Annotated in this window: 22 protein-coding genes; 17 read left to right on the plus strand and 5 right to left on the minus strand. The window is 71.4% G+C overall.

Features of this window, described 5'->3' with window-relative positions; genetic code table 11:
- Window positions 1–4 precede the first annotated feature (4 nt).
- The 3 genes from OG371_RS21150 (at window position 5) to OG371_RS21160 (ending at window position 2,673) form a co-directional block, all read left to right on the plus strand.
- The gene (locus tag OG371_RS21150; RefSeq protein ID WP_329073233.1) at window positions 5–865 is read left to right on the plus strand and encodes a RecB family exonuclease; all 861 of its coding nucleotides are present in this window, start codon (window positions 5–7) and stop codon (window positions 863–865) included.
- A gap of 540 nt (window positions 866–1,405) precedes the next feature.
- Window positions 1,406–1,825, plus strand: a complete 420-nt coding sequence (locus OG371_RS21155; RefSeq protein WP_329071776.1) for a hypothetical protein — start codon at window positions 1,406–1,408, stop codon at window positions 1,823–1,825.
- Between the two features lie 128 nt (window positions 1,826–1,953).
- Window positions 1,954–2,673 (plus strand): class I SAM-dependent methyltransferase, encoded by a 720-nt coding sequence (locus OG371_RS21160; RefSeq protein ID WP_329071778.1) that lies wholly within the window; start codon window positions 1,954–1,956, stop codon window positions 2,671–2,673.
- Window positions 2,674–3,156: 483 nt separating this feature from the next.
- Here OG371_RS21160 and OG371_RS21165 read toward each other — a convergent pair whose 3' ends face one another.
- Window positions 3,157–4,782 carry an Rv3212 family protein gene (locus tag OG371_RS21165; RefSeq protein WP_442876129.1) on the minus strand — a complete coding sequence of 542 codons (1,626 nt, stop codon included), beginning with the start codon at window positions 4,780–4,782 and terminating at the stop codon, window positions 3,157–3,159.
- Between the two features lie 36 nt (window positions 4,783–4,818).
- Complete coding sequence (locus OG371_RS21170; RefSeq protein WP_329073235.1) at window positions 4,819–6,429, minus strand: DEAD/DEAH box helicase; 1,611 nt, start codon at window positions 6,427–6,429, stop codon at window positions 4,819–4,821.
- Window positions 6,430–6,873: 444 nt separating this feature from the next.
- Between OG371_RS21170 and OG371_RS21175 the strand changes: the two genes are divergently transcribed.
- Both OG371_RS21175 and OG371_RS21180 read left to right on the plus strand, forming a co-directional pair.
- Window positions 6,874–7,527, plus strand: coding sequence for a ferritin-like fold-containing protein (locus OG371_RS21175; protein ID WP_091626138.1), 654 nt, complete (start codon window positions 6,874–6,876; stop codon window positions 7,525–7,527).
- Between the two features lie 95 nt (window positions 7,528–7,622).
- Window positions 7,623–7,853 carry a DUF3107 domain-containing protein gene (locus OG371_RS21180; RefSeq protein ID WP_329071781.1) on the plus strand — a complete coding sequence of 77 codons (231 nt, stop codon included), beginning with the start codon at window positions 7,623–7,625 and terminating at the stop codon, window positions 7,851–7,853.
- Window positions 7,854–8,423: 570 nt separating this feature from the next.
- Here OG371_RS21180 and OG371_RS21185 read toward each other — a convergent pair.
- Together OG371_RS21185 and OG371_RS21190 are read right to left on the minus strand one after the other, a co-directional pair.
- The gene (locus tag OG371_RS21185) at window positions 8,424–8,741 is read right to left on the minus strand and encodes a DUF4873 domain-containing protein (protein ID WP_329071782.1); all 318 of its coding nucleotides are present in this window, start codon (window positions 8,739–8,741) and stop codon (window positions 8,424–8,426) included.
- A gap of 53 nt (window positions 8,742–8,794) precedes the next feature.
- Window positions 8,795–9,583 carry a TetR/AcrR family transcriptional regulator gene (locus OG371_RS21190; protein WP_329071784.1) on the minus strand — a complete coding sequence of 263 codons (789 nt, stop codon included), beginning with the start codon at window positions 9,581–9,583 and terminating at the stop codon, window positions 8,795–8,797.
- 78 nt (window positions 9,584–9,661) lie between these two features.
- On the opposite strand from OG371_RS21190, the gene OG371_RS21195 reads away from it, so the two are divergent.
- Window positions 9,662–10,570 (plus strand): AurF N-oxygenase family protein, encoded by a 909-nt coding sequence (locus tag OG371_RS21195; protein WP_329071786.1) that lies wholly within the window; start codon window positions 9,662–9,664, stop codon window positions 10,568–10,570.
- A 2-nt stretch (window positions 10,571–10,572) separates the two neighbouring features.
- Window positions 10,573–11,481: an alpha/beta fold hydrolase gene (locus OG371_RS21200; RefSeq protein WP_329071788.1), complete on the plus strand. Its 909-nt coding sequence runs from the start codon at window positions 10,573–10,575 to the stop codon at window positions 11,479–11,481.
- Window positions 11,482–11,547: 66 nt separating this feature from the next.
- Here OG371_RS21200 and OG371_RS21205 read toward each other — a convergent pair whose 3' ends face one another.
- On the minus strand, window positions 11,548–12,174 hold the full coding sequence (locus tag OG371_RS21205; protein ID WP_091626123.1) for a TetR/AcrR family transcriptional regulator: 627 nt from the start codon (window positions 12,172–12,174) through the stop codon (window positions 11,548–11,550).
- Window positions 12,175–12,283: 109 nt separating this feature from the next.
- On the opposite strand from OG371_RS21205, the gene OG371_RS21210 reads away from it, so the two are divergent.
- The 10 genes from OG371_RS21210 (at window position 12,284) to OG371_RS21255 (ending at window position 25,751) form a co-directional block, all read left to right on the plus strand.
- Window positions 12,284–13,285, plus strand: coding sequence for an alpha/beta hydrolase (locus OG371_RS21210; protein WP_329071791.1), 1,002 nt, complete (start codon window positions 12,284–12,286; stop codon window positions 13,283–13,285).
- Window positions 13,286–13,365: 80 nt separating this feature from the next.
- The gene (locus tag OG371_RS21215) at window positions 13,366–14,574 is read left to right on the plus strand and encodes a DUF3152 domain-containing protein (protein WP_329071793.1); all 1,209 of its coding nucleotides are present in this window, start codon (window positions 13,366–13,368) and stop codon (window positions 14,572–14,574) included.
- Between the two features lie 111 nt (window positions 14,575–14,685).
- Window positions 14,686–15,867, plus strand: coding sequence for an adenylyltransferase/sulfurtransferase MoeZ (moeZ, locus tag OG371_RS21220; protein ID WP_329071795.1), 1,182 nt, complete (start codon window positions 14,686–14,688; stop codon window positions 15,865–15,867).
- A 155-nt stretch (window positions 15,868–16,022) separates the two neighbouring features.
- Window positions 16,023–16,820 (plus strand): TIGR02569 family protein, encoded by a 798-nt coding sequence (locus tag OG371_RS21225; RefSeq protein ID WP_329071797.1) that lies wholly within the window; start codon window positions 16,023–16,025, stop codon window positions 16,818–16,820.
- Between the two features lie 134 nt (window positions 16,821–16,954).
- Window positions 16,955–18,997, plus strand: a complete 2,043-nt coding sequence (locus tag OG371_RS21230) for a molybdopterin oxidoreductase family protein (protein WP_329073236.1) — start codon at window positions 16,955–16,957, stop codon at window positions 18,995–18,997.
- Window positions 18,994–20,418, plus strand: a complete 1,425-nt coding sequence (locus OG371_RS21235; protein WP_329071799.1) for an FAD-dependent oxidoreductase — start codon at window positions 18,994–18,996, stop codon at window positions 20,416–20,418. Before OG371_RS21230 ends, OG371_RS21235 begins: the two co-directional genes overlap by 4 nt.
- A 41-nt stretch (window positions 20,419–20,459) precedes the next feature.
- A complete protein-coding gene (locus tag OG371_RS21240; RefSeq protein WP_329071801.1) occupies window positions 20,460–21,809 on the plus strand; it encodes a nitrate/nitrite transporter in 1,350 nt (449 codons plus the stop codon).
- A complete protein-coding gene (gene nirB / locus OG371_RS21245) occupies window positions 21,809–24,313 on the plus strand; it encodes a nitrite reductase large subunit NirB (RefSeq protein ID WP_329071803.1) in 2,505 nt (834 codons plus the stop codon). The genes OG371_RS21240 and nirB overlap by 1 nt, the downstream gene beginning before the upstream one ends.
- Window positions 24,310–24,651 carry a nitrite reductase small subunit NirD gene (nirD, locus tag OG371_RS21250; protein ID WP_329071805.1) on the plus strand — a complete coding sequence of 114 codons (342 nt, stop codon included), beginning with the start codon at window positions 24,310–24,312 and terminating at the stop codon, window positions 24,649–24,651. The genes nirB and nirD overlap by 4 nt, the downstream gene beginning before the upstream one ends.
- On the plus strand, window positions 24,648–25,751 hold the full coding sequence (locus OG371_RS21255; RefSeq protein ID WP_329071807.1) for a uroporphyrinogen-III synthase: 1,104 nt from the start codon (window positions 24,648–24,650) through the stop codon (window positions 25,749–25,751). Before nirD ends, OG371_RS21255 begins: the two co-directional genes overlap by 4 nt.
- Window positions 25,752–25,762 lie beyond the last annotated feature (11 nt).

Here is a 25,762-nt window from a genome sequence, read left to right on the forward strand (position 1 = left end):
GCTCGTGAAGGAACAGCTGGGGTTCGACTTCGGGGTCGAGCAGCCGCAGCGGCTCACCAAGGTGTCGCCGGCGCGGTTGAGCACGTTCGAAGACTGCCCGCGCCGATACCGCCTGAACTACCTGCAACGGCCGACGCCGCAGCGCACCGGGCCGTGGGCCCACAGCACCCTGGGTGCGGTGGTGCACAACGCTTTGCGCGCGCTGTTCGACCTGCCGGTCGCGAAGCGCACGGCGCAGCGGGCCATGGCGCTCGTGGCCGAGTACTGGAAGGACGCGGGCTTCGCCGACGCCGAGCAGGCCGCTCGCTATCGGGCCCGGGCCAAGGGCTGGGTCGGTGAGTACGTGGAGGACCACGACGTCAGCGAGGACCCGATCGGGCTCGAGCGCTGGGTGTCGGCGCCGGTGAGCCCCGCGGGCGGGCCGCCGTCGCTGATCATCGAAGGCCGGGCCGACCGCATCGACCAGCGTGGCGGCGAGCTGGTGATCGTCGACTACAAGACGGGCCGCCGGGAGCCGGACGAGTACGAGGCGCGGGCGTCGCAGGCGCTGGCGATGTACGCGGTGGCGTCGTCGCGGACGTTGCGGATGCCGTGCACGAAAGTCGAGCTGCACCACCTGCCGACCGGCACCGTCGCGGCGGCCGAGCACACCCCGGAAACCCTGCGGCGGCACCTGGAACGCGCCGAAGAGACCGCCGGGGACATCCGCCTCGCGACGGATACCCTGGACGCAGGCGGCGACGGCGACGTCTTGTTCCCCGCCCGCCCCGAGCGCCGCTGCTCCTGGTGCGACTTCCGCCCGAGCTGCGCCGAGGGCCAACAGGCGGCACCCGGTTTGCAGTCCTGGGAGCTGCTCGCCCCGTAAGCCTGCCCGCCCCGGCCCTCGCTCACCCCCGGCCGCCCGAGACGACGATTGGACGACGAGAACGTGGCGTCACCCGACACCGAGAACCTGGCGACCGTCCCCCTGCCCACCGACGAGCTTCCCGGCCCGGACGCTCCTGCAGCGGGGGAGAGCGCGACTGCTGAGCTGCCCACCGGCACCGGCACCGGCACCGGCACCGGCACCGGCACCGCCACCGGCACCCCCACCGGCACCGGCCCTGGCGCCGACAGTGGCACTGGCACTGGCGCTCCCCGGAGGCCGGGGAAGACTCGGCGTGCCGGGGGGTCCGCCGGTGGCAACGGCCACGCGCCTGGAGCTGGTGTTGGGCGCGCGAGCGGTTCTGGCAATGGCCAAGCTTCTGTGGCTGGGGCAGCCGTCGACCCTGCTGCTGCGGCGGTCGACAGCCGGGCTGCGACCGCGCAGTTGCCCACCGGCGGTGCCGTAGGAACTGCTGTCGACGGTGCTCCGGCCGGGACCAACTCCGTGACCGACACCAGCGTCGGGAGCGAGACCAGCGCTGTGGCCGAGACGACCGGGACTCGCATCGATGCCGGGACCAACTCCGTGACCGGGAGCAGCATCGGGACCGGCAACGGTGCAGAGAACCGGACCAGTGCGGGGGCCGAGGCAGTAGCGGTTCCCGAGGTTGGCGGCCGAGGGGCGAAGGAGCGGGGCCGGTGGTGGCGGGGGTTCACCGGTTCGGTTGCGGCGGGGCTGGCCGTGCTGGCGGTCGGGGTGCTGGGCGTGGCCGGGGTGTGCTTGCTGACCAATGCGCCGGGACCGGGGCTGTTCCTGTTGGTCGGCCATCCAGTCGCGGCGGTGGTGGCGCTGCTGGTCCAACGCGTCGCCGATCGGCGGAATGGGGCGGTGGCCGGAGTGGCCGGGGTCGGGGTTTTGGTGATCGCCTTTGTGGCGTTGACGTTGTTCTGGTGGGCCTGACGCTGCGTGCAAAGCGCTGGTGGACTGATGGTCGGGCAAAGCTCTGACCGGGCGCAATGCCCTGGTGGGCCTGACCCGGCGCGTAAAACAGTTGGCCCGGCGCCCGGTCTTCCGGTGAGACTGGCCGGGTGTTCTCCGACGCCGATGCCGCCGAGCTGTACGACACGCTGAATCCCTGGGATGGCAGCCGCTTTCCGGCGGATGCGTTTTACGACGGGCTGGTGACGGCCGCCGGATCCGTGCTCGACGTCGGGTGCGGGACCGGGGCCATGCTGCACCGGGCGCGTGAACGTGGGCACCGGGGGCGGCTCGTCGGGATTGATCCGGATCTGGCCGCGCTGGAGCGGGCCCGACGGCGCGCCGATGTCGAGTGGATCGCCGGCACCGCCGCGGAAATCGGGCTGCGGCAGGAGTTCGAGCTGGCCACCATGGTCAGCCACGCGTTCCAATGCCTCGTCGCCGATGACGAACTGCGACGGTCGCTGACGGCCGTTCGCGGGGCGTTGGCGGACGGTGGGTGTTTTGCCTTCGAGACACGCCATCCGCAGGCAAAGGCTTGGCAGGGCTGGAATCCCGCCGAAGTCACCGAAATCGCGGGGCTGCGGATGTGGCACGAGGTCGAGTCCGTCGAGGACGATGTCGTCACGTTCACCGAGACCACCGCCGGGCCGGACGGCACGGTGCTGCGCATCGACCGCACCGCCTTGCGGTTCCTGGATGTCGCGCCGCTGAACGCCTTCCTCGCCGAAGCAGGCTTCGAAGTCACCGAGCAATACGGCGACTGGCAGCGCGGCCCGCTAACCGGCGCCAGCCGAGAGATCGTGACCATCGCCCGACGCGTCGGCTGAGCGATCGGCCACCAAGCAGACAGCGGGCCCAGCGGGGCGCGGCTGGCCGGAGAGCAACAGCCGGGCGCCGCCGGAGCTCATTCAGCGTCGCCAGGACAAGGCAGCGCCGTGCCGGTAGCGCCGGGTCACCTCACCGCCACGGCGGCCCGTGTTGTTCCGGCAGCGCCAGGGTTGCCTCAGGGCCGCGATGACGGGGCGGGGTTCCTCCGGCGGTGCCAGGTGCTTCATCACCGCCGCGGCGGGGCCTCGTGTTCCGGCAGCGCCAGGGTTGCTACGGCGGGCCTCGTTGTTCCGGCTGCGCCGGGGGTATCTCAGCGCTGCCACAACGGGCCGCATTGTTCCGGCTGCGCCCGGGTCGCTTCAGCGCCGCCGCAACGGACCGCGCTGTTCCGGCAGCACAGCGCCGCCACGTGGTGGTCGCGGTGTTCCAGCGGCCTTCAGCGCGACCTTCACGGGGCCGCAGTGTTCCGAGCGGCGCCGGAATTACTTCAGTGCCGCCAAGGTTGGGCCGCGTTGTTCCAGCAGCACTGGGCCCAGCGCGGTCAGCCGGACAACCCCGCCATAGCTGCCGCGGTCGACGCCGACGGTGCGGAGTGTCGAGCCGTTCGCCTCGTTCAGGACGGCCAGGCCGCCCTTGATCGGGACGACCAGTTGCTGCGCGAAGGTGATACCCGGGCCCATGGTGCCGTCGAGGGTCCAGCGCGGTGTCAGGTCGTCGCGGGAGAGGGCGACGGTTTTGGTGCCGGTGAACCAATAGATGCCGCTGTCGGTGCGGGAGGTCTGCTCGACGCCGCCCGCGGGGTCGGCCGCGAGGTCGCTCGGCGGCAAATCCATCGGGTACGCGGACTTCTCGTTGCCGTCCGCGCCGTAGATGACCAGCAGCTTCTGGTCCGGCAGCAGCACGGCCGTCAGGTCGCCCGACATCGCGATCACTCGCGCGCGCGAGCCGGCCAGCACCGAGCTGAACACCACGGGCGGCTCGTCCTCGTGCTCGCCCGTCGCCTTGTAGACGGTGAGACGGTCGTGCGGGTCGCCGGGACAGCGCTCGATCACGCCGACCTTCTCCGCCGCCGCGGCCACTGTGCCGTACGTGCAGCCGGTGCGCGGCTGCTTGTTCGGGTTCACGATCGCCGGGACCTGGCCGTACTCCATGCTCTTCACCAGGTCGTCGCGCCAGGTGTCGAGCAGCCGCTTGCCGGTGGTGGTCACGTGGCTGCCGTCGCTGACGAGCTGGGTGCCGAGCTCGGCGTCGCCGTTGCGCTGGGCCGTGATGTGCCCGGTCGACGGGTTCAGCTGCGTGACCTCGCTGCAGCCCTGCGACTTGTGGTAGACGGCGTTCACCCGCCCCCACGCACTGTCCACAGTGCACAGTTGCAGGTTCTCGCGTGTGTAGTGCCAACGGATCTGGCCGGTGAGCGGGTCGCGGCCGGCGACCTCGCCGTTGTCGGCGGTGACCGCGTTGCCGCCCTCGCCGATCGGCACGGGCGTGGCGGAGCTGAGGGCCTGCCACAGCTGGGCCATCGACCCGGGCACCGCAGCGGGCGCGGGCGGCAGCGCCGGCGGCGGTTCGGCGATCGCGCGGCTGGTGTGCAGGTTGTCGCTGTTGACGGCCACGATCAACGCGACCACCACCACGACCACCGCGATCAACGCCGCGATCACGCGGTCGCGGCCTCGGTTCCACTGAGACTTCCGCGCCTTCACCGGCGGTGTGGTGCCCCGGCCCGCCGCGACGTCGTGCCGCGCCGGGATCAGGACGTCCTCATCGCCGTACACGGGTGGTTCGGCGTTGTGCCGCTTCGCGCTGTACGCAGCGGGCTCTGCTTCGTCGGACTCGTCGCTGTACGCGGCGGGCTCGGCGTCGTGCGCTTCGTCGCTGTGCGCGGCAGACCCTGCATAGCCAGGTTCGTCGCTGTGCGAAGCAGGCTCTGCCTCGTACCGCGCTGCGGAGACGATGCCGGAAGGCTGTTCTTCGCCGAAGCGCCCGGCGCCGAGTTCCTCAGCGCCGGGCGATCCGGTGTCCTGCTGGCCGTCGGCGGGAGTGCCCGCTACGTCCGATCCGGGCTGTTCCGGTGCGTTGTGCTCCGCACCGTCCCCGTGGTCGTTCACGTGCCTTGCTCCTGCCGTCGGCTCCGCTTGTGCCCCTCAGTCTGCCGACGCAGGTGTATCAGACGTCGCGGAGGGGCGGCGACGACGGCGCCGGCGGGCCGGGCGTTCGCCGTTGTCGCTGGAGTCCTTCTCGGCCGAGCCGGCGGGGCCGGTGGCTTCGGGGCTCGAGTTCGCGGCACCGCGCGTGCGACGGCGGGAGCGGGTGCGCTCGCCACCCTCGGCGGTGTCGGAGTCAGAAGGGGCTGAAGCTGTGGCGTCGGCGGCTTCCACGGCCTCGGCCGCACGCGAGCCGCCGCGGGTCCGCTTGCGCGGGCTGCGGTTGCGCTTGCGTGGCGCTTCCTCGGCGTCGGAGGACGAGGAGGAGCCACGGCCAGGGCCACTACGGCCACGGCGCTTGCCACCCAGGTCTTCTTCCTCCTCGGCGGCCAGGCCGGCGCGGGTGCGCTTGGACAGCGGCAGCCGCCCGGTGGTGCCCTCCGGGATGCCCAGGTCGCTGAACAGGTGCTTCGACGACGAATACGTCTCCACCGGCTCTGGCTTGTCCAGGCCGAGCGTGTCGGAGATCAGCTTCCAGCGCGGCATCTCGTCCCAGTCGACCAGCGTGACGGCGACACCGGTGCGGCCCGCGCGGCCGGTGCGGCCGATGCGGTGGACGTAGGTCTTCTCGTCGTCCGGGCACTGGTAGTTGATCACGTGCGTGACGTCGTCGATGTCGATGCCGCGGGCGGCCACGTCGGTCGCGACCAGCACGTCGACCTTGCCCGAGCGGAACGCGCGCAGCGCCTGCTCCCGCGCGCCCTGGCCGAGATCGCCGTGCACGGCGGCGGCCGCGAAGCCGCGCTCCACCAGGTCGTCGGCCACCTTCTGCGCGGTGCGCTTGGTGCGGCTGAAGATCATCGTCAGGCCGCGGTCCTCGGCCTGCAGGATGCGGGCGATCACCTCGGGCTTGTCCATCGAGTGCGCCCGGTAGACGAACTGGGTGGTGCGCTCGTGGATCGCGCTCGCGTCGTTCTCCTCGGCGCGGATGTGCGTCGGCTGGCGCAGGAAGGTGCGGGCCAGCGTGATGATCGGGCCGGGCATGGTGGCCGAGAACAGCATGGTCTGCCGCTCGTCCGGCACCATCCGCAGGATGCGCTCGATGTCGGGCAGGAAGCCCAGGTCGAGCATCTCGTCGGCCTCGTCGAGCACCAGGCCGCGGACCTTGCCGAGCACCAGGTCCTGCCGCTCGGCCAGGTCGAGCAGCCGGCCCGGGGTGCCGATCACGACGTCGACGCCCTTGCGCAGCGCGTCGATCTGCTGCTCGTACGGGCGGCCGCCGTAGATGGCCAGGGTGCGGATGCCGAGGTGCTTGCCGGCGCCCTTCAGGTCGTTCGCGACCTGGACGCACAACTCGCGGGTCGGGACCACGACCAGCACCTGCGGGGTGCCGTCGCCGGGGACCTCGACGCGGTGCAGCAGCGGGACGCCGAAGCCGAGCGTCTTGCCCATGCCCGTGCGGGCCTGGCCGATCAGGTCGTCGCCGGCCATGGCGAGCGGGAGGGTGAGCTCCTGGATGGCGAACGTGCGCTCGATGCCGGCCTCGGCCAGCGCGCGCACGATCTCCGGCTTGACGCCGAATTCGGCGAAGGTGGGCGCCTCCGGGGTCACCGGGGCCCCGGCCTGCAGCGGGTGCGAGGTGTCGAGTGCGGCCGGGCCGTTCTCGCTGTGCTCGAGGGCCACCGCGGCGGTTTTTTCGGTAGTGGAAATTTCTGCGGTCAGGGTGATCGCCTCTCTCGTGACCAGCGCGCACAGGCCGGTTTGTCACTCGACACTCGACCGGGGGCTCGGGCTCGCACCGTCTGGCGATGTCGGAGCCGTCCACCCGGGAATGCCGCTGGAGGCGTGCACGCACAATTTGCGGCGAACCCCGGCAGCCCTGGTGGCGCCGGTCGCCCGCCTGGTTCCCGCAGCCCGACGGCGTGCGGAAGCTTTGTCAATCTCTTCGGCAGTGTACCTGGTCAGGAGTTTTTCAACAGTACCGGGCGCGCCGGGGCCGGGTGGGATCGGTCTCTTCCCGATGGCCGGGGCTCGTTCGGCGATACCCTCATCGCCGTGAGCGAGCCGAAAGAGATCAGCGAAGGCGTCGTCGACCTGCTCGGCGTGATCGCCTATCTCGAACTTTCCGCGTTCGACCGGATGGCGGAGGACGCCCGCAAAGCGCCGACGCTCGCCGGCCGCGCCGCGCTGGCGTCGATGGCCGCGGCGGAGATCGGCCACTACGACCTGCTGGCCGCGCACCTGGCGGGCGGCGGCGTGAAGGTCGAGGACGCGATGGGCCCGTTCGTCGCGCAGGTGGACGCCTGGCACGCCTCGACGCGGCCGAAGTCGTGGCTGGAGTCGCTGGTCAAGGCCTACGTCGGCGACGGGCTGGCGGCCGATCTGTACCGCGAGATCGCCAGCTGGCTCGACGCGGAGACCAAGGACCTGGTGCTCACCGTGCTGGCCGACACGGGTCATTCCGCGTTCGCCGAGCGCGAAGTCGCCGCCGGCATCAAGGCCGATCCGAAGACGCGCGACAAGCTCGCGCTGTGGGGCCGCCGCCTGCTCGGCGAGGCGCTGACGCAGGCCCAATACGTGGTCGCCGAGCGCGATGGCCTGGCGGAACTCATCGTGGCCGGGTCGGGTGACCTGTCGGGAATCGGCGCCCTGTTCCGGCGGTTGCAGCAGGGGCACACCAAGCGCATGCAGGCGCTCGGACTCGGGTGAGGTCGTTTTATCGCGCGGACGCGCGACACCGGAGCGGAGCGGTTCGGCTAGCCTTGCCAGGCGTAACCCCATCGAATTTCCAGCGGAGGTCCCACGTGGAGGTCAAGATCGGCATCAAGGACACCCCGCGCGAGCTGGTGGTGTCCAGTGGCCAGACCGCCGACGAGGTGGAGAAGCTGGTCGCCGAAGCCCTGACGGCCGGTGACGGGCTCTTCCGCCTCAACGACGAGAAGGGCCGCAAGTACCTCGTGCCCGCCGACCGCATCGCGTACGTCGAGATCGCCCCCTCGGACGCCCGCAAGGTCGGCTTCGGCGTCGGCGGCTGAGGTCCGGCTGCTCCTGTACGCGAGGAAGGCCGCTCCGGGGATTCCCGGGGCGGCCTTTGTCGTGTTCGGGGGTTGCCCCTAGCTGGTTTGTCAGGTCACGGCTCGCGGGGGCGGGTATCGGGTGGGTTTGGCGCGGAGCATGGCGGACAGGACGTCGCGGTGGGGACGGGCCAGGCAGGTCAGTGCGGCGGGCCACATGGATCGGTGCGGCGGGCTACGCGGATCGGTGGGGCGGGCTAGACAGATGAGTGCGGCGGGCCAGGCAGGTCGGTGCGGCGAGTTCGTCGAGCATGACCTGCAGCCTGGGCTCGCTGCCGAGCAGCGGTTCGTCATGCAGCCGCTCGCCGTCCGGGTGAGACCGCGTGGCCGACGTCCTGTCCGGAACCCCCACCCGCCGCGGGTTTGCCCCCCGCCGGAAGGGTTGCCCCCACCCGCCACCGGGGGGCGTCCCATGCCCAGTTTACCGGCGGGGGACGACGGAACCGGGTGGAACGGCGTGGGGTGCGGGTGCTGTCCACAATTGGCCGGGGGTGTGGACAAACGTGGGTGGGGTGGGTCGAAAGGCGAGGGTCAGGCGTTCAGGTCTTCGAGGGTGGTCGGGACCGCGAACGGTGGGGTCGAGGTGCCCATGACGCGGTAGCGGCCCCACGGGTCGGGGTCGGAGAGTTCGCCGGGGGCGGTGCGGTCGGCGATGCGGATTTCGCACGGTGTCTTCTTGCCGCCGGCCAGGTCGGTGACGGCTGGGGTGGCGGAAATCCGGCCGTACCAGTGGTAGTAGCCGTCGATGGGCTGGAAGTAGCCGCGCAGGTCGACCTCGATCGGGAGTTCCCGGCCGTTGGCGACGAGGGTTGCGGGGCCTGCGTAGCCGTCTTCGTCGTGCTCGCTCATGAAGGTGCTCCTCTGCTCATCCGACGCCGCATCCAGCGCCCTGATCCAGCGATTCAGCCGGCGTCGCTGTCGGCTGGGGTTCCGTCGTCATTCGACCGCCCCAGCTGGACGACCTTGTTGGCCTCCAGTGGCAGGCTCGGGTCGATCACCACGCCGTGCTGGCGGGTCAGGCCGTCGATCGCCGCCCAGATGATCTGGGTGAGGTACTCGACGACCGAGTCGCGGCTCATCGAACGGCGGTCGAGCCACCATTCGCCGGTGCTCTGGACCATGCCGACGATGCCGTGCGCCCACGGCTCCGCCGCGCCGGAGTCCATGTTGAACATCCGCATGTAGTCGCCGAGCAGGGCGGTCAGCGCGGTGGCGATGACCTCCTTGTCCTCGGCCACGACGTCGGCGTCCACGACCTTGCCCGGCAGGCCGCCGTGCGCCAGCAGGCGGTACAGGTTCGGGTGCTCCTCGATCACGGTGAAAAACGCGTCGAGCGCCATCCGGATCCGTGGCACCGGCGCCAGCTCGGCGTTGATGGCCGGGATCAGCCGCTCGAAAAGGATCTCCGTGCCGCGCTGGCCGAGCGCCACGTACAGGTCGGCTTTGTCTTCGAAATGCCGGTACAGCACGGGTTTCGTGACGCCGGCCTCCGCGGCGACGTCCTCCATGCCCAGGTCCGGGCCGTGGCTGTCGAGCGCCCGCAGCGCGGCTTCGACGAACTCGGCGCGCCGCGCGATGCGGTGCTTGCGCCACCGGTCGCGGCGGGCGTCGCCGGTCGCCGCCTCGCCGGAAGCGGGCTGCTTGCCGGACTGCTTGCTGGAGCGCTTGACACGTTCGATCACGCGGGTCATGCTACCAGAGGTAACTGTTACCTCGGGTTACATGTATGGCAGTGGCGATTGCGGCACCGGCGCCGGAAGGGGCGAGTCATGACGCGGACGCTCAAGGACACGGACCGGGACAGGACCGCCGAGCGGCTGCTGAAGTCCTCGGCGAACAAGTTCTACGACCCCGACGTCGACATCGACTGGGACGCGCCGCTGGTCGAGGGCAAGCGGTTCATCCTCGACGAGCGCTCCTCCCTCTACGGCACCGAGCTGTGGGACAAGCTCACCCCGGAGCAGCGGATCGAGCTGGGCAAGCACGAGGTCGCCAGCGTGGCGACCACCGGGCTGTGGTTCGAGATCCTGCTGATGCAGATGCTGCTCAAAGAGGTCTACGAAGAAGACCCCACGACCGCGCACGCGCAATTCGCGCTCACCGAGATCGCCGACGAATGCCGTCACTCCACGATGTTCGCGCGCATGGCCTCGCGGATCGGCTGCCCCGCGTACGGCCCGGTGCCGCTGTTGCGCCGCTTCGCGAAGCTGATGCCGTCGTTCTCCTACGGCCCCGCGCGGTACGGCGCGATCCTGGTCGCCGAGGAGGTGCTCGACCGGCTGCAACGCGAGCAGATGGTCAGCGAAGACGTGCAGCCCCTGGTGCGCATGGTCAACCGCATCCACGTGCTGGAGGAGGCGCGGCACGTCACGTTCGCCCGCGAGGAGGTGACGCGCGGGATGGCCAAACTGTCGAAGGCGGAGATCGTCTACCAGCAGTTCATCATCGCGCTGATCTCGTACTTCGTGACGCGCGCGTTCATCAACCCGAACGTCTACAAGGCCGTCGGCATCCGGCCCCGCGACGGCGTCAAGGCCGCGCTGGAAAACCCGAAGTGGCAGGGCACGATCGCCTGGGCCGGGGAGAAGATCATGCCGTTCCTGCAGGAGTCCGGCCTGGTCGGGTGGCCGGGGCGGTACTTCTGGCGCAAGTCGTTCCTGCTGCCGAAGGGCAAGTAGAAATGACCACCGTCGAACGTTTGCGTCACCCGGCCCGTGAGCACCGGTTCGTCGCGAGTGACGGCTGTGCGCTGCACGTCGAGGCGTCCGGTCCGGCCGACGCCGCGGTGACGCTGGTGCTCGTGCACGGCTGGACGCAGGACCACCGCACCTGGGACGGGGTGGTGGCCGCGCTCGGCCCGGGCACCCGCGTCGTGCGCTACGACCTGCGCGGCCACGGTGGATCGGCGCCGGCCCGCCGGGGCACCGCGACGATCCCGCGCCTGGCCGACGATCTCGCCGAGCTGATCGCCGCGCGCGTGCCGTCCGGGCCGATCGTGCTCGCCGGGCACTCGATGGGCGGGATGACCGTGATGGCGCTGGCCGAGCGGCATCCGGAGCTGGTGTCCGAGCGGGTGGTGGGAGCGGCTTTCGTGGCCACGTCTTCGGGCCAGATGGACCGGATCACGTTGGGGCTGCCCGGATTGGCCGGGGAGTTCTCCGTGCGGTTCGAGCGGCGGATCGCGAAGGCGCTGGCGCACCGGCGCGGCGAGCGGCTGCCGTTGAGCCCGGCGCTGGTGCGTTCCGGCGCCCGGTTCCTGGTGTTCGGGGACCATCCGCGACGGGCCGACGTCCGGCTGGTCGCCGATCAGCTGCTGTGCGCGCACCCGGCCAGCCTCGGCGAGTTCCAGGACGCCATTTCCACACACGACCGGCGGGTGGCGCTGGCCGCCCTGCGCGGCGTGCCGACGCTGGTGCTGGCGGGGGAGAAGGACCGGCTGTGCCCGTTGCCGCACGCCAAGGTGATCGCCGACGAGCTGCCGGACGCGGAGTTCGTGCGTTATCCGGGGGCCGGGCACATGCTGCCGCAGGAGCGGGCGGGCGAGGTGGCCGTGCGGATCGGGGCGCTGGTCCGGGCGGCCGCACGCTGAACCGGCGGCCGCTTCGTCGTGGCAGGGGGACGAGGCGGCCGCTTTTCCTTTCACGGCAAGGGAAAGTCAGCTGTCCTTGAGGGGGAAGCCACCGCCGACGCCGCGCCAGGCCAGGTTGGCGGTCAGGGCCACGGCCTCTTCCTTGCTGATCGACTGGTTGTGCTGCAGCCAGTACCGCGCGCTCACCTGGCTCATCCCGACCAGGCCCACGGCCAGCAGCCGCGCCTTGTCCTCGTCCAGGCCCGCGTCCGCGGTGATCGTCTCGGTGATCGCCTCGACGCTGGCCGAGGTGGCCCGGTCCACCGCCTCCTGCACGGCGGGCTCACCGCGCAGGTCCGACTCGAAGACCATGCGGAAGGCGCCCGCGTCGTTGTTCACGAAGTCGAAGAACGCGGCGACGGTGGCGGGCACGCGCTGGCGGTTCTCGGTGGTCGAGTCCAAGGCGCCCTTCACCCGGCCGACCAGGTCGTCCACGTGGCTTTCCAGCAGCGCGATGTACAGGTCCAGCTTCCCGGGGAAGTGCTGGTAGAGCACCGGCTTGCTGACGCCGGCCTCCTCGGCGATCTCGTCCATCGCCGCCGCGTGGTAGCCGTTCTCCGCGAAGACCCGTTGCGCGGCCGCCAGGAGCTGGGCGCGGCGTTCCGTCCTCGGCAGCCGGACGCCCCGTTGCTGCAGTCGCGCCATGTCCGTCATTGTTCCTCCCGTCCGCGGCTTCGACGGGCGGGGGTCACCACCGCGTGAAGTGGTTTTGAGATTACTCGTCGGTACGCCCGAAACGCCAAGTGTCGGGCATTCTGGATCCGTGACCCTTCCGACCACGCGCCCGGCGGTGCCGGCGGCGAGCCGCGCGCCGCTCACCCACGTGCCCCTCTCCACGCGGCCGCTGCCACCGCTCGAACCGGTGCTCCCGCCCTGGCCGGGCGCGGTCGAGGAGGTCGGCGGCGTGGCGCTGAACGTCCGCCGCACCCCGGGCCCGGACGGCTCGGTCGCGGTCTACGTCCACGGCCTCGGCGGCTCGTCCAGCAACTGGACGGACCTGGCCGCGCTGCTCTCGCCGGTCGCCAGCGGACGGGCGATCGACCTGCCCGGCTTCGGCTACTCCGAGCCCGAGGCGGAGTTCGACTTCAGCCTCGACGCGCACGCCGGCGTCCTCGCGAAGTACGTCGAAGGGCTCGGCGCCGGCCCCGTCCACCTGCTCGGCAACTCCATGGGCGGCGCGGTCGCCCTGCTCGTCGCGGCGCGGCGGCCGGAGCTGGTCAAGACGCTCACCCTCATCTCGCCCGCGATGCCGGACCGCCGCCCGGACCCGCGCCGGCTGTCGGACCCGATGATGGCGCTCGCGTACCTGCCGCTGGTGGGCACGCGCGTGCGGCGGCGGATGGCCGGGCTGACCGCGCGGGAACGCGCCGCGCAGGTGATCAAGCTGTGCTTCCGCGACCCGTCGAAGTTCCCCGATTCCCGGCTGGACGAGCTGGCCGCGGAGCACGGTGCGCGGGCCGGGTTCGCCTGGGCCGCGCCGGCCATGGCTCGCAGTACGTTCGGCATTTTCCGCGCTTGGTCCGCCCGCGGGGACGCTTCGCTGTGGGCAGTCGCTCCTCGTGTGACGAGCCCGACACTCGTCGTCTGGGGCCTGCACGATCGGGTGATATCGGCCCGCCGCGCGCCCCGCACCGCCCGGCTGCTCCCGCGCGGGCGGCTGCTGGTGCTTCCCCGGACCGGCCACGTGGCGCAGATGGAACGCCCGAACGTCGTAGCCCGGGCCGTGCTCGGACTCTGGGAGTCCGCAGAAAACGGTCAATGGTAGTCCGATCGGGTGAAAGATGATCTCTCGGTAATCCGCCAGTCGCTTTCAGCATCACCGTGCGGTTATGGCACCCTGGGGCCGTGGACCGGCTTAAGCACGACGCTCGAGGAGATGACCGGCGGGCTTCGTACGCCGGGTCGTCGCGACGCACGTCGTCCGGGGCCGCGTCTTCGGGCTCCTCGAAGAAACCCGCGAACTCCCCGCTGACCGACACCGGCTCGCCGCGCGTCGGCCAGTTCCGCCCGTCGAAGCCCCCGGCGCAGCGCGTCGGCGAGGACCGCTACCGGCCCGGCACCCGCCGCACCAGCGCGGAGCCGCTGCGCGCGTCGTGGAAGCCGAAGGGCGAGGACGAGCCGGAGCGGCCCGCGCGCCGTCCGGTCAAGAAGTCCGGCGGCGGCATCGGCAAGTTCGTGAAGACCTACGGCTGGCGCGTGTACGCGCTGCCGATCCTGGTGGTGATCACCGCGCTGGTGGTGTTCAACACCGCCACCGGCCCGCCCGAGCCCGGCACGCCGGCCGGGGCCGCCGCGGGTGAGGCGGCCGTGGGCGATTCCTCGGCGGGCGCGATCGACGGCAGCGACGGCATCCCGGAGAACCCGGCGAAACCGGTCGACGTCAACGTGCCGACCGCGGAGCTGCCGAACGGCGGCGACTACACCCAGGACGGCAAGGGCACCTGGCACGTCGTGCCCGGCTCCGGCCCGGTCGTCGGCAAGGCCGGCAAGCTCTACACGTACACCGTGGCGGTCGAGGACGGCATCGACCCGGCCAGCTACGCCGGCGACGACAGCTTCGGCACCGCGGTCCAGGGCATCCTGTCCGACCCGCGCAGCTGGACCTGGAACGGCGAGATCCGGCTGCAGCGGGTCGACGCGAGTTTCCCGGACCCGAGCTTCCAGGTGAGCCTGACCTCGCCGAACACCACGCACCGGGCCGACGCGTGCGGCTTCCAGATCAAGTTCGAGGCCTCCTGCTACCGGCGCAGCATGGGCCGGGTGCTGATCAACCTGGCCCGCTGGGTGCGCGGCGCGAAGGTCTACGGCGCGGACATGACCGGCTACCGCCAGTACGCCATCAACCACGAGGTGGGTCACGCGCTCGGCAACATCCACGTCGGCTGCCCCGGCAACGGCCAGCCCGCGCCGGTGATGATGCAGCAGTCGTTCGGCGTGGCCGACGACTACGTGGCCGCGCTGAACAACATCCCCGGCGGCGACAAGGGCAAGGTGGCCCCTGACCACCGGGTCTGCGTGCCCAACGCGTGGCCGAACCCGACCCCGCCGCAGTAGCCGTACAAAGCAACCCCCTTCCCACGATCTGGACCCGGGGAAGGGTGGCTTGCGTGTGCGCGTTGTAGATACTGGGATCGACAACGCGATCCGCGCGAGATGGAGGACCCGATGTCAGACACGGCACTGCCGCCGCTCGTAGAGCCGGCTGCCGAGCTCACCAAGGAAGAGGTGGCCCGGTACAGCCGTCACCTGATCATCCCCGACGTCGGGGTGGTCGGGCAGAAGCGGCTCAAGAACGCGAAGGTCCTGGTCATCGGGGCCGGCGGCCTGGGCAGTCCCGCGCTGCTGTATCTCGCCGCGGCGGGGGTGGGCACCCTCGGCATCGTCGACTTCGACGTGGTCGACGAGTCCAACCTGCAGCGCCAGGTGATCCACGGCATCTCCGACGTCGGCAAGCTCAAGGCCGCCTCGGCGCAGGAGTCGATCGCCGAGATCAACCCGTTCGTCAAGGTCTACCTGCACACCGAGCGGCTCGAGTCGGCGAACGCGCTGGAGATCTTCGGCCAGTACGACCTGATCGTCGACGGCACCGACAACTTCGCCACGCGGTACCTGGTGAACGACGCCGCGGTGCTGCTGGGCAAGCCCTACGTGTGGGGCTCGATCTTCCGGTTCGAGGGCCAGGTCAGCGTCTTCTGGGAGGACGCGCCGAACGGCAAGGGCCTGAACTACCGCGACCTCTACCCCGAGCCGCCGCCTCCCGGCATGGTGCCCTCGTGCGCCGAGGGCGGCGTGCTGGGCGTGCTCTGCGCGTCCATCGGCTCGATCATGGTGACCGAGGCGATCAAGCTGATCACCGGCATCGGCGAGCCGCTGCTCGGGCGGCTGATCAGCTACGACGCGCTGGAGATGAAGTACCGCGAGGTCAAGATCCGCAAGGATCCGGAGACCCCGAAGATCACCGAGCTGATCGACTACGAGGCGTTCTGCGGCGTGGTTTCCGACGAGGCGGCCGAGGCCGCTTCGGGCAGCACGATCACGCCCGCGGAGCTCAAGGCCAAGTTCGACAACGGCGAGAACTTCGCCCTGATCGACGTCCGCGAGCCGCACGAGTACGAGATCGTCAACATCAAGGGCGCGACGCTGATCCCGAAGGACCGGATCCTCTCGGGCGAGGCGCTCGCGGAACTGCCGCAGGACAAGCCGATCGTGCTGCACTGCAAGTCCGGTGCGCGGTCCGCGGAGGCGCTGGCGGCGCTGCACGCGGCCGGGTTCAAGGACGCCACGCACCTGGGCGGCGGCGTGCTGGCCTGGGCGCGGCAGATCGACCCGAGCCTGCCGACGTACTGACCGTAGTGCTCCGTTAAGGCCTCCTTACCCGCGTCGTACGCGGGTAAGGAGGCCTTGACGGCTTTTTGGCGGTGAACGTCCGGGTCCGAGAAAACGGTGTGTGACCAGCGCGTCTTCTCGTTCGTGGCGGAGTGGCCGGGGTACCGTTTCCTGTTGTGCGGTCCACTCTCGAACGGCCTTCCGAGCGCGTGTGCGCAGCCTTCGGCGGCGAGCTGGACGGGGCTTCGGCCCTGCCGGACTCGTCCGCCTGGCATTGCGGTGACCTGGTGCTCAAGCCGGTCACCGACAAGTCGCGCACGCTGTGGACGGCGCGGGCGCTGGACCACATCGACGAGCCGGGCCTGCGGGTCGCCAAGCCGGTGCGCTCGCGTGACGGCCGCTGGATCGTCGGCGACTGGTCCGCGTGGCGGTATGTCTCCGGCACGCCGGAGCACCGCTGCGACGAGGCCGTGCTCACCGCGGTGAAGCTGCACCGCGCCACGGCCGACCTGCCGCGGCCGGACTTTTTGAGCGCTCGCAAGGACATCGACGCGGTCGCGGACCGGATCGCGTGGGAAGAGCTGGACCGCCCGCTCGACGAGGCCAAGGGCGGCCGCTGGTTCGAGATCCTGGCCCCGGCCCGCCGCCCGGTGAAGCTGCCCCCGCAGATCGCCCACGGCGAACTGCTCGGCGGCGTCCTGTTCGACGGCCCCGCGGCCCCGGGCATCGTCGACTTCGTCCCGTACTACCGCCCGGGCGAATGGGGCGCCGCGATCGCCGCCGTCGACGCGCTTTCTTGGGGCGGCGCGACGGCCGCGCTGATCGACCGGTGGGCCCATCTGCCGGAATGGCCGCAACTGCTGCTGCGTGCGGTGCTCTTCCGGTTGGCCGCGAACGCGCTCAATCCGCGTTCGACGGGGGCCGCCTTGGACGGGCTGCGGGCAGCGGCTCGTGAGGTCAGCGCCGTCCTCTGACCGGCACAGACCTCACCGGCTGGCCCGCGCACGGCGGCGAGATATGTCAACTCGTCGAAACATTCGGGAGTTTCCAGGTAACACGGCGTCCTTAGCGTCGGGGTCATCGCCGATCCCGAGGAGTGCCCGTGGCCGTGCCGCCCGTCGACACGCATTGCCCGTACTGCGCGTTGCAGTGCGGGATGCGGCTGGCGGGGTCGCGGGTCGAGCCGCGGGACTTTCCGGTCAATGCCGGGGGACTGTGTCAGAAGGGCTGGACGTCCGGTGACCTGCTGACGTCCGGGCGCAGGCTGACGACGCCGCTCGTCCGGCGGGGTGGGGAGCTGAAGCCCGCGAGCTGGGACGAGGCGCTGGACGTCGTCGCCGGGAAGTTGCGGGGGCTGCGGGAACAGCACGGGGCCGATTCCGTCGCGGTGTTCGGCGGGGGTGGGCTGACCAACGAAAAGGCTTACCAGCTCGGCAAGTTCGCCCGGGTCGCGCTCGGGACCTCGCAGATCGACTACAACGGCCGGTTCTGCATGTCTTCGGCCGCGGCGGCCGGGCTCCAGGCCTTCGGCGCCGACCGCGGGCTGCCGTTTCCGGTCACCGACCTCGGCGGCGCCGACGTGGTGCTGCTGGCCGGAGCCAACCCGGCCGAGACGATGCCGCCGTTCGTGCAGCACTTGCGGGGCGCGGACCTGATCGTGGTCGACCCGCGCCGCACGCCGACCGCCGAGCTGGCCGGACTGCACCTGGCCCCCGCGCCGGGCACGGATCTGGCTCTGGCACTAGGCATCCTGCACGCCGTGGTCGCCGAGGGCCACCTGGACAAGTCCTTTGTGGACCTCAGGACCGCGGGGTTCGACGAGATGTGGCGGATCGCCGCCGCGTGGTGGCCGGAGCGGGCCGAACGCGTCACCGGCGTCTCCGCGGCTGACCAGCGGGCCGCCGCGGCCAAGCTGGCGGGCGCTCGTAATGCGTACGTCCTCACCGCGCGCGGGACCGAACAGCATGCCACGGGCACGGCGAACGTCGGCGGCTGGATCAACCTGGCGCTCGCGCTCGGGCTGCCCGGCCGCGAGGGCTCCGGCTTCGGCTGCCTGACCGGGCAGGGCAACGGCCAGGGCGGCCGGGAGCACGGGCAGAAGGCCGACCAGTTGCCCGGTTACCGCAAGATCACCGACCCTGCCGCCCGCGAGCACGTGGCCGCGGTGTGGGGAGTGACGGCCGACAGCCTGCCCGGGCCGGGACGGTCGGCCACCGAGCTGCTCGAAGCGCTCGGCCACGACGACGGTCCTCGCGCGCTGCTGGTCTTCGGCAGCAACGTGGTGGTGTCCGCGCCGCGCTCGTCGGGCGTCCAAGAACGACTGTCCTCATTGGATCTCCTGGTGGTCGCCGACCTGGTGCTGTCCGAGACGGCCGCGCTGGCGGACGTGGTCCTGCCCGTGACGCAGTGGGCCGAGGAGGACGGCACGCTCACCAGTCTGGAGGGCCGGATCCTGTTGCGCCGCAAGGCACTCGACGCGCCGCCGGAAGTCCGCACCGACCTCGAGGTGATCCACGGCCTCGCCACCCGGCTCGGCCAGCCGGCCGCGCGGTTCCCGGTCGACGCCGAGACCGTCTTCGAGGAGTTGCGCGCCGCGTCTAAGGGTGGCACCGCGGACTACTCCGGCGTCACCTACGAGCGGCTGCGCGCGGGCGAGGCACTGCACTGGCCGGTGCCGGGCGAAAACCACCCCGGCACCCCGCGGATGTTCCTCGACCGGTTCGCACACCCGGACGGACGCGCCCGCTTCGCCGCCGTCGACCACACCGGGCCCGCCGAGTTGCCCGACGCCGACTTCCCGTTGCAGGCCACCACCGGACGGGTGCTCCAGCACTACCAGTCCGGCGCGCAGACCCGGCGGATCACCGAGCTGATGGACGTCGTGCCGGAGATGTTCGTCGAGGTCCACCCGGACACCGCCGCGCGCTCCGGACTGGCCGACGGCGAGCGCGCGCTGGTCCGCTCACGGCGCGGCGAGACCGTGGCGAAGGTGCGTTGTGTCGGCTCACTGCGGCCCGACCTGGTGTTCCTGCCGTTCCACTTCCCGGGTGAGGGTCGCGCGAACCTGCTCACCAACCCCGCGCTCGACCCGGTCAGCCGGATGCCCGAGTTCAAGGTGTGCGCGGTGGCACTGTCCAAGGCGGACACATGAGCGCCCGGCAGGTGGTGATCGCCGGTTACGGCATGGCCGGCGCGCGGCTCGCGGACGAGATCCGGCGACGCGACCCGGCCGGGGAGCGGGTGCGGCTCACCGTGGTCGGCGCCGAACCGCATCCGGCGTATAACCGGGTGCTGCTGTCGTCGGTGGTCGCGGGCGGGCTGAGTGCCGAGATGGTCCGGCTGCACGACGAGGAATGGGCCGCGCGTACGAGCGTCGACCTGCACCTGGACACCTCAGTCACCGCGATCGACCGCAAGAACCGTTGCGTGGAAACAGAAGCCGGCCCGCTGGCTTACGACGCGCTGGTGCTCGCCACGGGCGCGACGCCCTGGCTGCCTCCGGTGGAAGGGCTCGAGCCCGGCCCAGACGTCGTAGCCTTCCGGACGCTCGACGACTGCGCCCGCATCCTCGACGCCGCCCGTCCCGGCGCGCCCGTCGCCGTGCTCGGCGGTGGCCTGCTGGGGCTGGAAGCCGCCCGCGGGCTGGCCGGCCGCGGCGCGAACGTCACCGTGGTGCACCCGCGGCGGCACGTGATGGAACGCCAGCTCGACCCCGGCGCCGGGCGGGTGCTCGCGCGCCGGCTCGCCGAGCTCGGCGTCACGTTCCGCTTCGAGGCGACGGCCGCGCGGTACCTGCCCGGCGACGGGCTGAAGCTCGACGACGGCGCGCTCGTCCCGGCCGACCTCGTGGTGGTCGCCGCCGGCGTCCGGCCGGAAACCGCGCTGGCCGAGGCCGCCGGGCTGGCCGTCGACCGGGGCGTGCTGGTCGACGATCTCTTACGCACCAACGACGGCCGGATCCACGCCCTCGGTGACTGCGCGCGGCACGCGAACGCGCCCGCCGGGCTCGTGCAGCCCGCGTGGGAACAAGCGGCGGTCCTCGCCGACCTGCTCACCGGCGCCGACACCGCCGCCCGCTACCGCGGCACCACCGCGGTCACCCGGCTGAAGGCGCGCGACGTCGACCTCACCGCCGTTGGCGAGACCCACGTGACCAGCGAGGACGACGACGCGGACGTGCTCACGTTCGACGATCCGTCCGGCGGCCGTTACGGCAAGCTGGTGATCCGCGGCAACCGGGTCACCGGCGCGATCCTGCTCGGCCTGCCGGACGCGGCCGCCATCGTCACGCAGTTCCACGACCGCGGTATCCCGCTGCCCGAAGACCGGCTCGCGGTGCTGCTCGGCCGCGCGCTGCCCGCGGGCACCCCGGCCGCCGCGAGCCCGGCCGAGCTGCCTGCTTCGGCGCTGATCTGCCGGTGCAACGCCGTCACCAAAAGCCGGCTTGTCGACGCCTGGCGCGGCGGGGCGACCGACGTCGCCGCGCTGGCTCGCGTCACCCGCGCCACCACCGGCTGCGGCGGCTGCCGGGACACCGTCGGCGCCGTCGCGGATTGGCTTGCCGCGCAATGAAAGCCCCTGCCGACGAAAGAACCGTCAACGAGGAGGACGCCATGACCACCACGGCCCACCGGGGCGCCCGCTGGATCGAGCGCTGGGAGCCCGAGGACGAGGGTTTCTGGGCGGCCACCGGGAAGAAGATCGCCTCCCGCAACCTGTGGTTCTCCGTGTTCGCCGAGCACATCGGGTTCTCGATCTGGACCCTGTGGTCGGTGGTCGTGCTGTTCATGGGCCCGGCGTACGGCTTCTCGGCCGCGGACAAGTTCCTGCTGGTGTCCACGCCGACGCTGGTCGGCGCGCTCATGCGGCTGCCCTACACCTTCGCCGTGGCGCGGTTCGGCGGTCGCAATTGGACGGTCGTCAGCGCGGCCCTGCTGCTGATCCCCACGGTGCTCACCGCGATCGTGCTGCATCCCGGCACGTCACTCGGCACGTTTGTGGTGATGGCCGCGCTGGGCGGGGTCGGCGGCGGCAACTTCGCATCGTCGATGACCAACATCAACACCTTCTACCCCGAGCGGCTCAAGGGCTGGGCACTCGGCCTCAACGCCGGCGGCGGGAACCTCGGCGTGGCGGTGATCCAGCTCGTCGGGCTGCTGGTGATCGCCGTGGCCGGCGCGACCCAACCGCGGCTGGTGCTCTACATCTACATTCCGCTGATCGTGATCGCGGCCGGCTGCGCGGCGCTGTTCATGGACAACCTCGCCACCGTCCGCGGTGACACCAAAGCGATGCGCGAGGTCGTCCGGCACGGCCACACCTGGGTGATGTCGCTGCTGTACGTCGGCACGTTCGGCTCGTTCATCGGGTACAGCTTCGCGTTCGGGCTGGTGCTGCAGAACCAGTTCGGCCGGACGCCGCTGCAGGCCGCCGCGGTGACGTTCCTGGGCCCGCTGCTCGGCTCGCTGTCGCGCCCGCTCGGCGGACGGCTGTCCGACCGGATCGGCGGCGGCCGGGTCACCTTCGTCACGTTCGCCGCGATGGCGGTGGCCACGGCGGTGCTGATCCTGGCCTCGTCGGCGAGGTCGCTGGCCCTGTTCACGGTCGCGTTCATCGTCCTGTTCATCCTGACCGGGGTCGGCAACGGCTCGACGTACAAGATGATCCCGGCGATCTTCCGCGCCAAAGCCCGCGCGGCCATCGACGAGGGCGCCGACGAGACCGCCGAGCTGCTCAAGGCCCGCCGCCTGTCCGGCGCGCTGATCGGGCTGGCCGGGGCGATCGGGGCGCTGGGCGGGCTGTTCATCAACCTCGCCTTCCGCCAGTCCTTCGCCGACGCGCACAGCGGGGTGCCCGCGTTTGTCGCGTTCCTGGTGTTCTACGCGGTGTGCGTGGCCGTCACCTGGGCCGTTTACCTGCGCAAGCCGGTGGCCCAGGTGAAGCCGGCGCTGGCGGGGGTCTGATGCGCACGCTGGTGGTAGCCGGGCACGGCATGGTCGCGCACCGGCTCGTCGAGGCGGTGCGCGCGGCGGATACGGACGGACAGTGGCGGGTGGTCGTGCTCGCCGAGGAGCCGCGGCCGGCGTACGACCGGGTCGCGCTGACGTCCTATGTGGACACGTGGGACCCGGCGGCGCTGGCCCTGCCCGGCTCCGACTACGCCGGTGACGACGCGGTCGAGCTGCGGCTGGGCGACGCGGTGACGTCGGTGGACCGGGCGTCGAAGACCGTCACCACGGCTTCGGGTCATACCCAGCCGTACGACGCGCTGGTGCTGGCCACCGGGTCACGGCCGTTCGTGCCGCCGGTGCCGGGGCGGGACCTGCCGGGCGTGTTCGTCTACCGGACCATCGAAGACCTCGACGCCATCCGGGCGGCCGCTTCCCAGCCCGGCCGGGGACGCCGTTCCGCCGTGGTGATCGGCGGTGGCCTGCTCGGGCTGGAGGCGGCGAAAGCGTTGCGGGACATGGGACTGTCGCCTCACGTGGTCGAGATGGCGCCGCGGCTGATGCCGTTGCAGGTGGACGAGGGTGGCGGCGCGCTGCTGCGTCGGCTGATCGCGCGGCTCGACGTGACCGTCCACACGGGAACGTCCACGGACGTGATCGAGGCGGACGGTCCCCGGCTGCTGGCGAGGCTGGGCAACGGGACCGAGCTGGACGTGGACCTCGTCGTGTTCTCGGCGGGCGTGCGGCCCCGCGACGATCTGGCGCGCGAGTCCGGTCTGGAGGTTGGCGGGCGCGGCGGCGTGCTCGTGGATTCGGCTTGCCGGACCAGCGACCCGGCGGTGTACGCGATCGGCGAGTGCGCGGCGGTCGAGGACCGGGTGTACGGCATCGTCGCGCCGGGGTACGCGATGGCGGAGGTGGTCGCGGCCGGGCTGACCGGTGGCAGCGCGACGTTCCCGGTGCCGGACACCTCGACCAAGCTCAAGCTGATGGGCGTGGACGTCGCGAGTTTCGGCGACGCGCACGCGGCCACCGAGGGCGCGCTGGAGGTCGCGGTCAACGACGCGGTGGCCGGCACGTACAAGAAGCTCGTGGTCACCGACGACGGCAAGACGCTGCTCGGCGGTGTGCTGGTCGGCGACGCGGCGGAGTACAACACGCTGCGCGCACTGGTCGGCAGCCCGCTGCCGGCCGAGCCGGGTGCCTTGCTGGCACCGGCCGGTGGGGCCGCTTCGGTGGGTGTGGACGCGCTGCCGGACGAGGCGTTGATCTGTTCGTGCAACGGCGTTTCCAAGGGCACGCTGACGCGGGCGATCACCTCGGACGGCTGCGATTCGGTCGGCAAGCTGAAGGCGTGCACCCGCGCGGGCACGTCGTGCGGCTCGTGTGTGCCGATGCTGAGCAAACTGCTGAACGCTTGTGGCGTCGAGCAGTCCAAGGCGTTGTGTGAGCACTTCGGACAGTCGCGGGCGGAGATCTTCGAGATCATCCGGGCCACGCGCATGACCACGTTCAGCGAGGTCATCACGCGGTACGGCACGGGCACGGGCTGCGCGGTGTGCAAGCCGGCCGTCGCGTCGATCCTGGCCACGCTCGGCAACGGGCACATTCTCGGCGGCGAGCAGGTCACGCTGCAGGACACCAACGACAAGTTCCTGGCCAACATCCAGCGCAACGGCAGCTACTCCGTGGTGCCGCGGATCCCCGGCGGGGAGATCACCCCGGACAAGCTGATGGTGATCGCCCAGGTGGCGCAGGATTTCGGGCTGTACACCAAGATCACCGGCGGGCAGCGGATCGACCTGCTCGGCGCGACCGTGGACCAGCTGCCGGGGATCTGGCGGCGGCTGGTGGACGCCGGGTTCGAGTCCGGGCACGCGTACGGCAAGGCGTTGCGGACGGTCAAGTCGTGTGTCGGGTCCACCTGGTGCCGCTACGGCGTGCAGGACAGTGTGGCACTGGCGATCGAGTTGGAGCTGCGCTACCGCGGGCTGCGCTCGCCGCACAAGATCAAGTCCGGCGTGTCCGGGTGCGCGCGGGAGTGTGCGGAGGCGCGGAGCAAGGACTTCGGCGTGATCGCCACGGAACACGGCTGGAACCTGTACGTCGGCGGCAACGGCGGGGCCACGCCGCGACATGCCGAGCTTCTGGTGTCCGATGTGGACACCGAGACGCTGATCCGGACGATCGACCGGTTCCTGATGTTCTACGTGCGCACGGCCGACCGGTTGCAGCGCACGGCGCCCTGGATCGAGGAGATGGACGGCGGCCTCGACCACCTGCGCGCGGTGATCGTGGACGACCGGCTCGGCATCTGCGAGGACCTGGACGCGGCGATGGCCAAACACGTCGAGGGTTACACCGACGAATGGCGCGGGGTGCTGGAGGACCCGGAGAAGCTGGCGCGGTTCAGCTCGTTCGTGAACGCGCCGGGCACGCCGGACCCGTCGATCTCGTTCCGCGAGGAGCGCGCGCAGAAGGTGCCCGTGATGCTGGGTGTGCCGGAGGTCAGGCGATGACGGTGTCGATCGAGCGGACCTGGACCGCGGTGTGCCCGGCCTCGGCGGTCCCGGAGTTCTCCGGGGTCGCGGCGCTGGTGGACGGCGAGCAGGTGGCCGTGTTCCATGTGGACGGTTCAAACTGGCACGCACTGTCCAACTGGGACCCGTGCAGCGGGGCAGCGGTGCTCTCGCGTGGAATCGTCGGTGACTCCGGGGGAATCCCGGTGGTCGCGTCGCCGGTGTACAAGGACCGGTTCGAGCTGGCCACGGGACGCTGTCTGGAGCACGAAGGCGTTCAGGTGACGGTGTACTCCGTGCGGGTGCGCTCGGGTGTGGTCGAGGTGGGGTCGTCGTGACGGACGTACGGCCGCTGGCCGGGTTTGTGGTCGGCATCACCGCGGCGCGCCGGGCTGAGGAGCTCGGCGCGCTGTTGGTGCGTAAGGGCGCGGAGATCCGCTACGGGCCGGCGATCCGGATCGTCCCGCTGGCCGACGACTCTGAACTGCACACGGCGACACTGCGGCTGTTGGAGTCCTCTGTGGACGCGGTCGTGGCGACTACCGGCATCGGCTTCCGCGGCTGGGTGGAGGCGGCCGAGGGCTGGGGGCTCGGTGAGGCGCTGCTGGAGTGCCTCTCCCGCTCGTCCCTGCTGGCGCGTGGTCCGAAGGCGACCGGCGCGTTGCGGGCGGCCGGGCTTTCGGAGGACTACTCGCCGGCGTCGGAGAGCAATGCCGAGGTGCTGGAGCACCTGCTGGAGTCCGGTGTGGACGGACGGTCGATCGCGGTGCAGCTGCACGGCGAGCCGCTGCCGTACTTTGTGGACACCCTGCGCGAGGCCGGCGCGGAGGTGATCGAGATCCCGGTGTACCGCTGGGTCGGCCCCGCGGACCCGGGCCCGTTGGACCGGCTGCTGGACGCGGTGCTGGACGGCGCCGTGGACGCGCTGCCGTTCACGAGCGCGCCGGCGGTGGCGTCCGCGCTGGCGATGGCGCGGCGGACCGGGCGGCTGCCCGCGCTGGTGGACGCGCTGTCGACGCGGGTGGTGGTCGCGTGCGTCGGCCCGATCACGGCGGGGCCGCTCGCCGCGCTGGGCGTGCCGACGGTGCAGCCGCAGCGGTCCCGGATCGGCGCGCTGGCCCGGACCACTTCGGAAGCGCTGGTTGCCCGTTCGCCGCGGCTGTGCGCCGCCGGGCACGCTATCGAACTACGCGGCCAAGCGGCCATTGTGGACGGTGAATGGTGTGACGTCGCCCCGGCTCCGATGGCGCTGTTGCGTGCGCTGGCCCGTTCGCCGGGCCGGGTCGTCTCGCGGCGTGAGCTGACTTCGGCGTTGCCTGGTGGCGGTGAGGAGCATGCGGTGGAGACGGCGATCGGGCGCCTGCGCACGTCGCTGGGTGGTGGTGGGGTGGTGCAGACGGTGGTGAAGCGCGGGTACCGCTTGGCGGTGGACTCGTGAGTGTTTATGCC

It is taken from the genome of Amycolatopsis sp. NBC_01480, from assembly GCF_036227205.1.
Lineage (GTDB): Bacteria > Actinomycetota > Actinomycetes > Mycobacteriales > Pseudonocardiaceae > Amycolatopsis.

What these genes read in the sequence shown, in the direction of transcription:
- OG371_RS21205 (WP_091626123.1), bottom strand. Translation starts at nt 12,174, where the DNA reads ATGACGGACATGGCGCGACTGCAGCAACGGGGCGTCCGGCTGCCGAGG.
- OG371_RS21240 (WP_329071801.1), top strand. Translation starts at nt 20,460, where the DNA reads ATGACCACCACGGCCCACCGGGGCGCCCGCTGGATCGAGCGCTGGGAG.
- OG371_RS21195 (WP_329071786.1), top strand. Translation starts at nt 9,662, where the DNA reads ATGACGCGGACGCTCAAGGACACGGACCGGGACAGGACCGCCGAGCGG.
- moeZ (WP_329071795.1), top strand. Translation starts at nt 14,686, where the DNA reads ATGTCAGACACGGCACTGCCGCCGCTCGTAGAGCCGGCTGCCGAGCTC.
- OG371_RS21200 (WP_329071788.1), top strand. Translation starts at nt 10,573, where the DNA reads ATGACCACCGTCGAACGTTTGCGTCACCCGGCCCGTGAGCACCGGTTC.
- OG371_RS21185 (WP_329071782.1), bottom strand. Translation starts at nt 8,741, where the DNA reads ATGAGCGAGCACGACGAAGACGGCTACGCAGGCCCCGCAACCCTCGTC.
- OG371_RS21190 (WP_329071784.1), bottom strand. Translation starts at nt 9,583, where the DNA reads ATGACCCGCGTGATCGAACGTGTCAAGCGCTCCAGCAAGCAGTCCGGC.
- OG371_RS21235 (WP_329071799.1), top strand. Translation starts at nt 18,994, where the DNA reads ATGAGCGCCCGGCAGGTGGTGATCGCCGGTTACGGCATGGCCGGCGCG.
- nirD (WP_329071805.1), top strand. Translation starts at nt 24,310, where the DNA reads ATGACGGTGTCGATCGAGCGGACCTGGACCGCGGTGTGCCCGGCCTCG.
- nirB (WP_329071803.1), top strand. Translation starts at nt 21,809, where the DNA reads ATGCGCACGCTGGTGGTAGCCGGGCACGGCATGGTCGCGCACCGGCTC.